The sequence below is a fragment of the Hominimerdicola alba genome, from assembly GCF_900112155.1.
Lineage (GTDB): Bacteria > Bacillota > Clostridia > Oscillospirales > Ruminococcaceae > Hominimerdicola > Hominimerdicola alba_D.
On record NZ_FOKQ01000009.1, the window covers coordinates 26,229 to 39,327 of the forward strand.

Here is a 13,099-nt window from a genome sequence, read left to right on the forward strand (position 1 = left end):
ATTTACCCCTTGTCAGACCTGTTCCTTTTCCTGAGATAAAGCACTGCGCACACCACGCACAGCGCCGCGTATATCCCCGCCGATATGATACCCAGCGGAGCTTCACAAATAAGCGCGAGATCCCACCAGAAAAAGAACACACCGTTTATCAGCTTCAGCCTGTCGGTGAATCTCACCAAGGCTTCATTACCGAGCTTTTTCGCCTTGCTACCTATGACTTCCAGCACCGCCAGTATAATTATCACAACCGCCGACGGCACAAGCAACAGCCATTTTGCCAGATATGCGTCAAAGTTGGCAAAATACGCAAGCCCGTGATACTGGTCTATAACGTCATCACTTGGCAGCCTTTCCCAGCAGAAAGCCAGCAGAGGAAGATACAGCGCCGTCAGCAGCCATGAAGCTGTTCTGCACGAACGGTGAAAAGCGTCCGAATTCTTTTTGAGAGCTTTCTTGTCCTTGTTTGCCATAACGGTGATGATCTCAGCGATCATCCCGATACCGCCCACTATGAACGCCGCGCCTATAAGCACGAGAGTGATATTGCCCAGCGCCCTCTGATGAGAAACCGCCATTGTCCATTCAAGGAAGGTCAGCGTTATCAGCAAAGCTATGACATCTATCGTGAGCATTATCTCAGCCTTGAACAGTTTCTCGCCCTTTTCGGTGATATTCAGCCCTGTGCTTTTTCTGCCGATGAGCCACCCCGAAAAAGCCGCTATCCCTATGGTTATACCGCTTATCAGGTGGGGATAAAAGCCGTATACCTTAGATGCATACACATCAAAATTCCGATCGGAACCGAAATGTATCCCCGGTTCATCGGGCAGACTGCCCCATTTTGTCAGGTAGTACACCAGACTGCCTGCTGTAATGGCTATGCAAGCAAAGATAAGTATGCGGTGTATAAGCTTTACAGCTTTGTACATATGCCCTCCTTTCAGAGATAATATGTCAGAAATCCAAGCCGCGGGCTATCACCTCCATGCACATTCTGCCGTTGTGGTAGGGGCACTTCCATGGTCCCACTGTTTCCTTACAGTCACGGGGCACATGGTCAAAGGTGACCTCGGCATACCATTCGCCGCCCTTTCTGGGGTCGATGATGTATTTCTTGATATTCTCCCAGATGCTCTTTGCGGAGTCAAGGAACTTTTTAACACCGCTGTGCTGATAGGCATTTATAAAGCCCACAACAGCCTCAGCCTGAACCCACCACACGCGGGTCTTGTTTATTTCGTTCTTGTCGCGCTCGTTGTTGAGTGCGCCGTCCTCAAGAGCGATATCCTGTATATTATGCGATATTTTAAGCCCCATCTCGGCGAACTCTTTTCTGAGCTCTTCGTCCCCGAGAACATCGCAGGCTCTGTCCATAAGCCAAGTGGCTTCGATATCATGTCCGTAGGAATGGATATCTCCCACCAGATTAAACTTGGTATCAAAGAAAACTTTCAGCGCATTGGTCTCGGGGGTATAAACTATATCCCTCATCTGCTCCAGCTGAAATCTCAGCCTTTGCGCCACCTTCTCATTGCCGTCAGCCTTGTAAAGCTCGGTATAGGCTTCAATAAGGTGGAGTATTGCATTCATGGTCTTGTCGGCTTTAAGTCCGTTTTCGCTGAGTGCTTCGTTATCCACGAGGTTCCATTCCCTGTCAAAAGCTTCGCGGTAGCCGTACTCATCAAGGGTATTTTTCTCGATATCCTCGAAAAGCCTGTAAGCCAGCGCCAGGGCTTCCTTATCGCCGCTTGCCCTGTAATAGCTTGAAAGTGCGTATATAGCAAAGGCGATATTATAGGTATGCTTCATGGTATCAGCGGGCTTGCCCGAATAGTCCATCATCCAGTAGATACCGCCGAATTCGTAATCGATGCAGTTGTTCTTGATGAACTCATAAGCGTGCTTGGCATTGCAGAGAAGTTCATCACCGCCGAGGGTCATATATGCGTTAGAATAGAACCAAAGTATCCTTGATTGCAGTATAACACCCTTATCCGCCTTTTTATCCAGTTCCAGCCCATAGCTGAGGTATCCGTAGAAACCGCCGTTCTCGTCATCGCGCAGTTTGTTCCAGAATGGTATGATATGCTCTTCCAGTTCTTTTTTTACCTCGTTTATCAGCATGATATCCGCTCCTTCATTTTCCCTAAAAACCATAACCATATTTTGTTAAAGATACACATATAGCAATATATTAAATATCTTTTGCCCTAATTATACAACATAAAAATGCCGATTTCAAGGGGATAACAAATTGTTTACTATTGTAAACGTTATCATTTTTAGAAAAATTTTAGCGGGTAAAAAATAGTCCCGATGTACCCATAGGAACATCGGGACAGAAAATTATTATGCTGTCGGGAAATCCTTTTCCACCTGAAGTTCCATCTCGGTTATGATGCTCTGCACCTCTTCGTCGGAATAGATATCATTGTCCCATATCTCATGGGCTTTAACTGCCTGCCATACCAGCATAGCCATACCTCCGGCGGCTTTTTTGCCCTGTGCCCTTGCCTTTTTGATGAGCACGGTTTCGCGGGGGTTGTAGATAACATCGAAAACAGCCTTGCTTGCGTCTATCACATCATCGCTGACGGGACAGCCGTTTATCTTCGGATACATACCCACAGGGCAGGCATTCATCAGCAGGTCATAGCTTACAGAGGTATCTATATCGGTGTTTTTCACGATAGATACCTTAGCATCTGACTTCATGGCAGTTATTTCCTTTTTAGCCTGTTCAGCCAGAGGAATATCGCTTTCGAGTACAGCTATGACGAGGTCAGCCCCTGCAAGAGCGGCTTCGATAGCCATCATTCTGCCGACACCGCCGCAGCCTATCAGCAGCACCTTGCCGCCCAGGTCAGCACCCATAGCGTTTATAGTTGCAAGGAAACCGTCGCAGTCGGTATTATAGCCTGTGTGAGTGCCGTTTTTGTTATCAACGCAGTTCACCGAATTATATCTCTTAGCAGAATCCGCCAGCTTATCGCAGTGGGAGATTATGCCAATCTTATGGGGTATGGTGATATTGAATCCTGCCAGACTTTTCAGGTACTCCGCATGGGGAGCCAGCTCCTCGGTCGGCAGTTCGATTATCTCATAGGTGAACTCTCTGTTTTTGAGTTCAAACAGCCTTTTATGTATCGGCGGTGACATTGTATGTTTCAGGCTTTCGCCGAGTATAGCGTATTTTCTTTCCATTGGTCTTGCTCCTTTTGGGATTATTGTTTTTGCGGTGGGATGCGGTCGGTTGCGGTCGCATACGTCCGCTAATTTTGAACAAATGTTCCACGTGGAACATTTTGTTTGTTCGTTCATGCGTTGGCAAGGTCGCCCCTCGTTCCTCGGGTCGAGAAATCAACGAGCTGACGCCGTTGATTTCGGGCGCGGCAATATTTTACGCGTATAGTTTGTGCGTGTGCATTAGTTTTGCTCACGCTCATGATTTCGATATTGCCGCGCCTTTTGGTTGGAAGTTTGTTGTTCTATTTACAGCACTCTTGTCGCGTCGCTTTTGTGCCTTGAGTTGAGGGCTCTGCCCTCAAACTCCCGCAAGCCTGCTAGCGCGAGGCATATGCCGACGCAGTCGCATAAACCGCGCGCTTTGATTCGCGGCATAGATTGTTATATGCGCAAGTTTGCTGCCGCGCCTTATAGTTCTTTACAGCTCTATTTTGATGACCCTATTCGTGTTCTCATACTTACGCAGTTTTACTCCTGCCATGTTGAACATCTTCTTCGATGCCCTCACTCCGTCAGTGTCGGCATACTTGTCATCGCCGTATACTACTTCTGTTATACCGCTCTGGATTATCGCTTTTGCACATTCGTTACAAGGGAACAAAGATACATATATCTTCGCATTTTTAAGGCTCCCCGTCGAACGGTTGAGTATGGCGTTCAGCTCTGCATGGCACACAAAGGGGTACTTCGTGTCAAGGAAGTCGCCCTCCCTGTCCCATGGCATATCATCATCGCTGCAACCTGTCGGCATACCGTTATAGCCCACCGACAGTATCTTATTTTCTTCTGATACTATACAGGCACCCACCTGTGTGCTGGGGTCTTTGCTTCTTCTGGCAGAAAGATGCGCTATGCCCATGAAGTACTCGTCCCAGCTGAGATAATCCTGTCTTTTCATATTCTTCACCCGTTTATTATCACTCTGTTATTGGTGCTGTCATCTGAACTTTCAGGGCTTCGAATATCTGCTTTGTATCCATGCCCTTCATATCGTCTTCCATATCAAGTTCGTAAGCTTCGCTTGTGATGTATACGCCGATATCGTCGCCTACGCTCCAGGTCTCAACGCCGCCCAGGTCATACTCCTTTTCGCCTGAAAGTACCGAGAATGTCAGGCGCATATACAGCTGATCTTCATATTTGCCGCAGTATTCCAGGAAGAAACCGTAGGTAACATCATCACCGATGTCCATCTTCTGTATATCTTCCTCGCTGTTGAAGATAGTTGCATCATTGAGGTTTGTTTTTACAGCTTCCGCATCGGGTTTAACGCTGTCGGTCAGCTTGGTGATGAGCTCTCTGAGCTTTGCGCTGTCCTTAGCTTCCATAGCATCGTTGAGCTGATCGTTCACATCGGCATCGCCCAGCTGTTCAAGCATACCGATGATATCATCGACAACTGCATACTTTGTATTCTGGTTTGTGTCTGTGAGCTTCTGCTGGAATTCTTCGTTGGAATGATCGTTGTCATACTCAAACAGAAGATCGCACAGCTCAGCTACAGGCTCATTGAGGATACCGAAATTGAAGGTGTCGAGGAAAGCCTGTGTATCCTTATCCTCAGCGGCTTTATACTGCTTTAAGATTGCATCGAGGGTAGCCTGTACCTCTTCATCGGTGGGTCTGGTCTCCAGGTTGTTCTCATCTATATAGATGATATTATTGTTTATCAGCTTTAAGGTAACGTCAGATGTCTGGAAAGTAGTATCGTCATTCACCAGTACCTCAGCCGCAGATGAATCATCATCGCCGTCCTTTGACTTATCATCGTCAGTTGTGCTGTTATCAGTCTTGCCCTCATCGGTGGTGGTCTCATCGGAAGTTGTCTGCTTGTCAGAAGTGGTCTGATCATCAGCCTTAGCAGAATCGGAAGCCTTTGAAGAGCTGTCCTTATCTTCCTTTTTGTCGCCGCAGGCAGCCAGACCTGCGCACATCACCAGTGCCAGCATTGCCGCCATTATTTTCTTTGCCATAAAACATTTCCTCCTTATCAGTGGTTAGCTATCAGCTATTCTTCTACGGGATAATCTCCCGAAACTCCGTCTGCCGAAGTATATCCTGCCTTTTCGATAAAATCCAAGCCCTTGTCATAGCCTGAGATCAATACTATGCCGTCGGGGTAGCCGTATTCGTGCATTTGGTCATACACATATTTATCGCCCTTAGCCTTAGGTTCATCGCCTGCAATGTCAAGACCTTCGCTTGATGAACACATTGGGAAATCACTTTCAAGCTTTTTCTTGATATTTTCGCCCGCTTCATTCAGGTCTGCGCAGTACTCAGCCATGATAATGTACACAAAGTAAGCGGCTTCTCTTACTTCATTCAGAGCCTTATTTTCCATGATCTTCTGTTTTATTTCGTCAACGGTCATACCTGCGTATTCGTTGTCGCCGTGTTCTGCGGAAAATATCATTACGCCTGATGAACCGTCTATATACCACGCTTCGATACTTCCTAACTTGAACATATCATTTCCGTTTAGTACTGTCATATCGAAGTTGATGTACATATCTTCTCCTTCGAGCACGAATTGCTGAAGATCGATATATGCTACGGTATCATCGTTCAGTTCGCCCATGGAGAATAAGGTTTCCCTGTCTTGCCAGATGGGGGTGTTATCGATATTGAAAGTGTCAAGGGCTTGATACGATTTCTTTTTATATTCTTCTTCCCCTTCATCATTATATGAGGGATCAGCATCAGACCAGAAATAAAGCATATAGCCCCAACGGTACATTGCCATATCTTTAACAGACATCTTATCCTTTTCGGGATTGATATGCCTTTTGGCGATCATTTCAGTGAAGGGTTCGACCACCTTGTCGAAAGAGAACATTTGCGTATATTTCTCGCTGTCATTCGCCTGAGCAGCGCTGTACTGTTCAACAGCCAGCATAGCGAAAGTGAGAAGCTCGTCATTAGTAGGTGTGTCTGTACTATTGACATAAACGTCATTGATGAAAATATTATCCTTGTTCAGCTCGCCGGAGAAAGGCGTATCGTTCTTATTGGGTTTTCTGCCGGCAGTCTCATCATTGGTAGTATATGTATCGACTGCTGAGGTGTTCGCTTCCTCTTTGGCGTTTTTCTCGTTATCATTTTTGCAGCCTGCGAGACTTGCGCACATCGTCAGCGCAAGCATTGCTGCCAGTATTTTCTTTGCCATAAATTATATACTCCTTATGAATGGTCAGCTTTCAAGCTTTTTCTTGAAAGCTTCGCCGCGTGTTTCAGGGTCTGCGCAATACTCACCCACAGCTGTTTTGCTTAATTTTGAGCACCTTTTTCCTCGACCATCTGTTTTATCTCGTCAATTGTCATGTCGGCGTATCTGTTATCACTGCGTTCTGCGTGGTTTATCATTATGCCCGAAGTATTATCCATATACCATGCATTTACATTAAAGAGCCTGAACATATCATTTCCGTTGAGTATTACCATATCAAAGTTAGTGAACATATCATCGCCGTCGCGCTCAAATCCGTTAAGCTCGAAAACTATTATGGTATCACCGTTCAGTTCGCCCATGGGATCAAAGTTTTCTCCGCTGTTCCAGAAAAGACCGGAGAATTCATCGATATCCAGGTTGTCATTGACAAAGTTCAGTCTCTTGTTAAGATCGTCTCCCAAGGCATCGTATTCATCTGCCTTATCGGTATCTGCTTCATCAAGATCGGAACACATGGAAAGCATCATACCCCAGGTTATCATCTCTTTTTCTTTTAATGACATATCATCGTCATCAACATCACCGAGATACAGACCGGTTACATCTATATCGGAGTTCTGAGCAAGTTCGCAGAACGGGTCAATGATCTTGTCAAAAGCAAGGGTCTGCTTGATATTTTCTTTGTCATTCGACTGTATGGCATTGTATTGTTTGACAGTCAGCTCAGCGAAAGCGAGAAGCTCATCGCTGGTGGGGGTCTCTTCGCAATCGCCTGAAATGCCGCTGATTATAATATTATCCTTGTTCAGTTCTACGGGGACAGTCGTACTGCCCTCGTCTGCTTTGCTGTCGGCAGTATTCTCCTCATCGGCAGCATCGGTATCGGCTGCTGAGGTGTTCGCGCTCGCTTTAGAGGTACTGCTGTCCTTTTTATCGCTTTTATTTCCGCAGCCCGCGAGACTAGCGCACATTGTCAGTGCAAGCAGAGATGCTATTATCTTTTTGGTCATATATTGTTCTCCTTTTATCTTATTATTATGTTTTTCAATTTTAACTATAATTACGCTACCATATTATAGCATATCACCGTGTTAAAATCAAGGCTTTTTACCATAAACTCGACTTTTTGACACTGTTTTCTCACATAACGCAGAATGGAGATAAAAAAATAACACAGCCTGCGAAATTTGTTCACGGGCTGTGTGTAAAGCTATTTATTCTTTTTGAAAACGAACAGTTTGCTGATGATGTAGTTGAGTATGATGATTATAATATTTGCGATTATCTTTGTCACCCAATAGTTTGCACCGATAAGCTTTACACCGATATTCATTATCAGCATCTCGACAAACATTGTGAACAGTCTGCCGCCGTAGAACGATGTGCCCTCTTTTATGACATCCGCTCTGCTGTGGGCAGTGGAGGCGAACACCCATATCCTGTTGGTGATATACGCAAAGGTTACGGAGCATATCCATGAAAAAACCGTGCTGACATTGACGACGGCGCTTTCACCTGCACCCATTTTTTCAAGCAGGAATTTGGCTATGCCCGCAGTGATGAAGCTGACGACCGTTGTCATCACGCCGAAGAACAGGTAAAGAAGAACTTCCTTGTTCTTTTTATAAAATGGTTCAAAGGTCTTGAGGAAGCCCCAGCCCATTATGCGGTCGAAGATATCTTTCTTTTGTGTGTTCTCCATTTTATCATACCTTTCAGATTTTTATGACCGATTAATTATATCATATTCCGATATAAAAGTAAAGCCCTTGCGCTGTGGGGCAGGTCTTCACACGATGCAGGATTCTGTGACATAAACCATTGTGCTGTGTTTGCAATGTGCCTGACTGAACGAAATTCGGGAGATGGGGTCGTTTTGATGCGGTCGGTGGCTTTTTTCTGCCGTTGCGGCGCGTTATCTGACGAAGTGATGCGAGGTGTGTTTTTCTGTGCCGAAAGGCTCGAAAATATTCAGAATAGCAATATTTTGATGTGAATTTTAGTGCATACTGTCTAATTCTATCGGAAAATTCTTGACGATTTTAATAAAAAGCTATTGCATTTTAAGTTTACTTGTGTTAAGATATTTATGCAAACGAAAATTGACTGCCCGGGAACGTCAAAGCATACTTTTTCAGCTACGGAGGTATTATTTTATGAACAACAAGATCAAGATACTTATAGGTGACGATTCTGCGCAGTACGGTGTGTTTTGTGCCGCAAACCTGAGAAATTCGGGATTCTTTGTGATAACCCGCCAGAAAGACGGCATGGTGATATTCGATGCGGTGAAGAATGAACTGCCCGATGTTGTCATCGTTGATGCGGTGATGCCGGGGATAGATGCCATCGAGCTTATACGAAGATCTGAAAAGCTTGATAAAAAGCCCCTTTACATAGTTACCAGCGCTTACGAGAACAGCTTCATCGAAAATCAGGTGATGAATGCGGGAGCATCCTACTTTATGCTGAAGCCCTTTGATGTGAAAGTGCTGGGGGAGCGTATCAAGGCTATGCTGGATATCGATACCGATATATCCTCGGAGCACAGGATAAGTGCCGCAAGGCAGAGCCCTGCAAATCTGGAGATAATCGTCACGGATATAATCCACCAGATAGGAGTGCCTGCACATATCAAGGGTTATCACTATCTGCGGGAGGCTATAATATGCTCGGTGAATGACAAAGAAATGCTGGAAAGCGTGACGAAGCTGTTGTATCCGTCGGTTGCGAAGAAATTTGCGACCACTGCATCGCGGGTGGAGAGGGCGATACGCCATGCAATAGAGATAGCATGGGACAGGGGTGATATCGACACCTTGAACAGCTTTTTTGGTTACACCATAAACACCGGCAAGGGCAAGCCCACCAACAGCGAGTTCATCGCGCTGATAACGGATAAGATATCGCTGAAATTCAGGGCGGCGGTATCGGCATGAGTCCTGACGCCGGACGGGCGGTCACGTTACGGACTATGATGTGGGCTGCAACTTCATCATTAATAATACTGCCGTTAAACTGCGAAAATCGTAAAACACGCATAGTTTACAAAAAGTTTACATAAATAGTTCTCAGACCCTCTTGACGAAATGTCGGGGGTCTGCTATAATATATAAGCATTCGTATTCTAAAGACAGTCGGCACAAAGGTAAGACCGACCGAGGAAAAGAAAGCATCGTCAATAATGACTATGTATTCTCTTTGTCTTTGGATAAAGGGGATTTTTTCTTTTAGATTACGCTTTGCGAGAAAACTGCAAAGAGGTGAATTTAAAACATGCCAAGTGAGAAGACTTTACTTGCTAAGCAGGAAAAGGTCAATGAGCTGACCGAGCTGATCAAGAACTCCGCAGCAGGCGTTCTGGTAAGCTACGAGGGTATCACCGTTGAGGAGGATACAAAGCTCAGAAAGGAAATGAGAGAGGCTGGCGTCAAGTACTTCGTTGAGAAGAACACAATGCTGAGATTTGCATTCAAGAACGCAGGTCTGGACGATATCACAAACGTACTCGAGGGTACTACTGCTATCGCAATTTCCAACGACGATCAGACTGCTCCCGCAAGAATCCTCGGTAAGTTCGTCGAGGACACCAAGAACGAGAAGTTCAAGCTGAAAGCAGGTTATATCGGTACTGAGGTATACGACGAGGCTGGCGTTACCGCTCTGTCCAAGATACCTTCCAGAGATACTCTGCTCGCTATGCTGGTCGGCTCCCTCCAGGGTCCGATGCAGAAGCTGGCTGCAACCCTTCAGGCTCTTGCCGACAAGGAAGGCGGCGACGCTGCATAATCTGTGCAGCTTAAAGCTAACGCGGACAGCTTAAAGTTCCGCATATCTAAAATATTTTATAAAGGAGATTTTAATCATGGCTTCTGAGAAGATTATGAATTTTGTAGAAGAAATCAAGACTATGTCTGTTCTTGAGCTGAAAGAGCTCGTTGACGCTATCCAGGAGGAGTTCGGTGTAACTGCAGTTGTAGCAGCAGCAGGCCCCGCAGCAGGCGGCGCAGCAGCTGAGGCTGAGAAGACTGAGTTCGACGTTATCCTCGCTGCTTTCGGCGACAACAAGATGGCAGTTATCAAGGCTGTTAAGGAGATCACAGGTCTGGGCCTGAAGGAGGCTAAGGCTCTGGTTGAGGAAGCTCCTAAGGCTGTTAAGGAGGCTGCTCCTAAGGCTGAGGCTGAGGACATCAAGGCTAAGCTGGAAGCTGCTGGCGCAACTGTAGAGCTGAAGTAATTTCATCTTTTTGCTTACATTACCCCCGTGTTCATTCACGGGGGTTTGTTTTTATATATTTGCGGGTATACGAGATAAAGGCACTTCTGTCATATCCTGACAGAAGTGCCTGAATTTTTATCACGAAAGCTTGGTGTAGACCTTTCCGCCCATGAGTTCCTTGCCGTTGGCGGCAAAAAGCTCGGATACGGTGACTACCTGCCAGCCCTCTTCTTTCAGCCAGGGGACTACTGTTTCCATAGCTTCTGCGGTGGCTTCGTAATTCTCGTGGCAGAGAACTATGGCGCCGTCAAGAGAACCGTTCTCCTTGGCTTTCCTTATTGTAGAAACTATACTATCGGCAGTTGCGTTGTTCCAGTCCTTGGTATCCACTGCGCAGGAGATGAGCGCCACATCGTTGAGAGTTTTGGTGGTATCTCCGCCGCCGTCGAGGTAAGGAAGTCTCAGTACAGCTGAGGGTTCTTCGCCTATTATGCCTTTCAGCTTTTCACGGCACTTTTCGTATTCGTCGCGTATCTCCTGAGGTTTCAGCTTGGAGAGGTAGGGGTGGGTCGTGGTGTGGTTTGCTATCTCCATGCCCTTTTCGTGGGCGTACTTCACCTGTTCCTCGGTCTTTATCCAGTTGCCCACATAGAAGAATGTAGCGTGGAAGCCGTTATCCGACATAGTATCGATTATACGGTAGGCGGGGTCGGTCTTCTTGGTGGCGCTGGCGCCGTCATCAAAGGATATAGCCACCATGGGCTTGTCCTTGTCTATCCATGATATATCCGCTGTATTGGTGATGGCAACGGGGTCGCTGAATGTGTATTCGGCATCGTCCTTTTTATCTGATGTTGATGCGGCGGGCTCACTGCCGTCACCTATTCCCGAAGCATTGTCGATATAGAAATCTGTCAGGCTGTCGGGAGATTCAACGTAAAGAACAAGGTTTGTTGCATCATCGGGGATGGTATAATCGCCCTGCAAAGTCACCCATTCTCCGCTGGGGGCGGTCTGCTGGGCTATCTGGTCGTAGTGGTCGCCGTCACTGCCTGTGTACTGCATGGTGAATTTCAGAGTAGCATCCTCGCCGCTTTTCTGCATAGCATCAGTCTTGAAGGTGTATGTGCCGCCCTTCTTGTATACCTCACTGTCAAGCATGATAGCCGCGCCGTTCCAGTTATCTGTTCTGCCGCTTACAAACAGTGAACCGCTTCCTTCGGAGGCTTCATCGGTGGTCTGTGCAACGGTGGAAGAACCTCTCTGCATCCAGCCGCCCTCATCGGATTCAAAATCACTGGTGAAGAAGCCTGCACCGCCTGCGGGTGCTTCGGGTGCACCGCCGTTTCCGTCCTCGTTTTTGGTAACTTCGGGTGCGGGGTCAGCGGAGTAGTTGCTGTCTATGGTCAGCTCGTTCTGATAGATAGTCGCCTGACCCTGAGACTGATAGCCTTCGATATTCAGTGCAACTTCGTACATATTGCCAAGCTCCAGACCCAGCTGTTCCCAGGCATCAAAGTGTTTGGATACGGATATGGTACCCTCGATCTTTGTGCCGTCAGCTTCGGGTTTTACCTGCCTTACGCTCCAGTACTGATCGAAGGTCTTTGTGCCGTCAATGGAGGGCTGTTCGTATCTGGTGGTCTTGTAGACATCGTATGTCGCACCGTCAACGGTGACAGTGCCCAGTGCCTCGGGTGCTCCGGGCGGTCTCCAGGAACCCCATGTTTCGACGATATAATACTCCACCAGAGGGTCTCTTGTCCAGCCGTAAACGCACATATAGGAGTTTCCGTCGGGCTGATAATCAACACCGTATTTGATAGTGATGTTTCCCAGATCCTTGTAGGTCTTGGTGCAGTCGAATTTCTGTCCTCTGCGGAACAGGGCGTTGTTGATGTTCGACCACTTGCAGGAGAACGTGCCGCCCTCGGTGATGGTCATTTCGGTATCGCCGTTGTCTTTCCAGAGTTCATAGCTGTAGCCGTCATAATTTCCTGTGGTATTCTCGGTGAATACCTTACCGTCCTGTGACTGCCCGCTGTCGGACTTTGAGCTGTCAGAAGCTTTCTTCGAGGAACTGTCCCCGCCCGACGAACCGCATCCGCCCAGCACACCCGCAAGGCACATCACAGCCGCAAGTCCCGCCATGAACCTTAACTTGAAATTGTTTCTCATTCGGGTATTACCTCTCTTTCCCGCACTGTTTGCAGCTGCCGTCACGTGCAAGCAGTGATATATGATGCCTGATATGAAATATATTAAGGTATATAGATAGAGTGTAGAACAGTAAGCATCGGTATCAAGCCGCTTTTCGGCAGTCTGAATGTGCGAATTTTGTCAGTTTCATTTTAACACTTCTCCCATTTTTATACAAGTCAAAAATTGTCATTTGCTGTTAAATCACAAATATTTTTTGTATCTTATGTTTATGATACGGTTAATTACGATTAACATTATCG

Annotated in this window: 12 protein-coding genes; 3 read left to right on the forward strand and 9 right to left on the reverse strand. The window is 46.6% G+C overall.

Features of this window, described 5'->3' with window-relative positions; translation table 11 throughout:
- Positions 1 to 2: 2 nt before the first annotated feature.
- The 8 genes from BM265_RS06695 to BM265_RS06730 all read right to left on the reverse strand — a co-directional run bounded on the left by BM265_RS06695 (position 3) and on the right by BM265_RS06730 (position 8,120).
- A complete protein-coding gene (locus BM265_RS06695) occupies positions 3 to 929 on the reverse strand; it encodes a hypothetical protein (RefSeq protein ID WP_074960779.1) in 927 nt (308 codons plus the stop codon).
- Between the two features lie 25 nt (positions 930 to 954).
- Positions 955 to 2,124, reverse strand: coding sequence for an AGE family epimerase/isomerase (locus BM265_RS06700; protein WP_074960780.1), 1,170 nt, complete (start codon positions 2,122 to 2,124; stop codon positions 955 to 957).
- 225 nt (positions 2,125 to 2,349) lie between these two features.
- A complete protein-coding gene (locus BM265_RS06705) occupies positions 2,350 to 3,204 on the reverse strand; it encodes a shikimate dehydrogenase family protein (RefSeq protein WP_074960781.1) in 855 nt (284 codons plus the stop codon).
- A gap of 460 nt (positions 3,205 to 3,664) precedes the next feature.
- Positions 3,665 to 4,144: a deoxycytidylate deaminase gene (locus BM265_RS06710; RefSeq protein ID WP_074960782.1), complete on the reverse strand. Its 480-nt coding sequence runs from the start codon at positions 4,142 to 4,144 to the stop codon at positions 3,665 to 3,667.
- Between the two features lie 19 nt (positions 4,145 to 4,163).
- On the reverse strand, positions 4,164 to 5,219 hold the full coding sequence (locus tag BM265_RS06715; RefSeq protein WP_074960783.1) for a hypothetical protein: 1,056 nt from the start codon (positions 5,217 to 5,219) through the stop codon (positions 4,164 to 4,166).
- A 35-nt stretch (positions 5,220 to 5,254) separates the two neighbouring features.
- Complete coding sequence (locus tag BM265_RS06720) at positions 5,255 to 6,415, reverse strand: hypothetical protein (RefSeq protein ID WP_074960784.1); 1,161 nt, start codon at positions 6,413 to 6,415, stop codon at positions 5,255 to 5,257.
- Positions 6,416 to 6,516: 101 nt separating this feature from the next.
- On the reverse strand, positions 6,517 to 7,428 hold the full coding sequence (locus tag BM265_RS06725; RefSeq protein WP_074960785.1) for an LptM family lipoprotein: 912 nt from the start codon (positions 7,426 to 7,428) through the stop codon (positions 6,517 to 6,519).
- 200 nt (positions 7,429 to 7,628) lie between these two features.
- Entirely contained in the window at positions 7,629 to 8,120 is a 492-nt protein-coding gene (locus BM265_RS06730) for a GtrA family protein (protein WP_074960786.1), read from the reverse strand.
- A gap of 454 nt (positions 8,121 to 8,574) precedes the next feature.
- On the opposite strand from BM265_RS06730, the gene spo0A reads away from it, so the two are divergent.
- The 3 genes from spo0A to rplL all read left to right on the forward strand — a co-directional run bounded on the left by spo0A (position 8,575) and on the right by rplL (position 10,655).
- Positions 8,575 to 9,357 (forward strand): sporulation transcription factor Spo0A, encoded by a 783-nt coding sequence (gene spo0A / locus BM265_RS06735; protein WP_074831012.1) that lies wholly within the window; start codon positions 8,575 to 8,577, stop codon positions 9,355 to 9,357.
- Between the two features lie 337 nt (positions 9,358 to 9,694).
- On the forward strand, positions 9,695 to 10,207 hold the full coding sequence (gene rplJ / locus BM265_RS06740; RefSeq protein WP_074831009.1) for a 50S ribosomal protein L10: 513 nt from the start codon (positions 9,695 to 9,697) through the stop codon (positions 10,205 to 10,207).
- A gap of 76 nt (positions 10,208 to 10,283) precedes the next feature.
- Positions 10,284 to 10,655, forward strand: coding sequence for a 50S ribosomal protein L7/L12 (gene rplL / locus BM265_RS06745; RefSeq protein WP_074960787.1), 372 nt, complete (start codon positions 10,284 to 10,286; stop codon positions 10,653 to 10,655).
- A gap of 120 nt (positions 10,656 to 10,775) precedes the next feature.
- On the opposite strand, the gene BM265_RS06750 is transcribed toward rplL, so the two are convergent.
- Complete coding sequence (locus tag BM265_RS06750) at positions 10,776 to 12,815, reverse strand: glycoside hydrolase family 11 protein (protein WP_074960788.1); 2,040 nt, start codon at positions 12,813 to 12,815, stop codon at positions 10,776 to 10,778.
- Positions 12,816 to 13,099: the final 284 nt, after the last annotated feature.

Excerpts from the sequence above, each read along its gene's own strand:
- BM265_RS06720 (WP_074960784.1), bottom strand. The coding sequence starts at position 6,415 with ATGGCAAAGAAAATACTGGCAGCAATGCTTGCGCTGACGATGTGCGCA.
- rplJ (WP_074831009.1), top strand. The coding sequence starts at position 9,695 with ATGCCAAGTGAGAAGACTTTACTTGCTAAGCAGGAAAAGGTCAATGAG.
- BM265_RS06700 (WP_074960780.1), bottom strand. The coding sequence starts at position 2,124 with ATGCTGATAAACGAGGTAAAAAAAGAACTGGAAGAGCATATCATACCA.
- BM265_RS06705 (WP_074960781.1), bottom strand. The coding sequence starts at position 3,204 with ATGGAAAGAAAATACGCTATACTCGGCGAAAGCCTGAAACATACAATG.
- BM265_RS06725 (WP_074960785.1), bottom strand. The coding sequence starts at position 7,428 with ATGACCAAAAAGATAATAGCATCTCTGCTTGCACTGACAATGTGCGCT.
- spo0A (WP_074831012.1), top strand. The coding sequence starts at position 8,575 with ATGAACAACAAGATCAAGATACTTATAGGTGACGATTCTGCGCAGTAC.
- BM265_RS06710 (WP_074960782.1), bottom strand. The coding sequence starts at position 4,144 with ATGAAAAGACAGGATTATCTCAGCTGGGACGAGTACTTCATGGGCATA.
- BM265_RS06715 (WP_074960783.1), bottom strand. The coding sequence starts at position 5,219 with ATGGCAAAGAAAATAATGGCGGCAATGCTGGCACTGGTGATGTGCGCA.
- BM265_RS06730 (WP_074960786.1), bottom strand. The coding sequence starts at position 8,120 with ATGGAGAACACACAAAAGAAAGATATCTTCGACCGCATAATGGGCTGG.
- rplL (WP_074960787.1), top strand. The coding sequence starts at position 10,284 with ATGGCTTCTGAGAAGATTATGAATTTTGTAGAAGAAATCAAGACTATG.
- BM265_RS06695 (WP_074960779.1), bottom strand. The coding sequence starts at position 929 with ATGTACAAAGCTGTAAAGCTTATACACCGCATACTTATCTTTGCTTGC.
- BM265_RS06750 (WP_074960788.1), bottom strand. The coding sequence starts at position 12,815 with ATGAGAAACAATTTCAAGTTAAGGTTCATGGCGGGACTTGCGGCTGTG.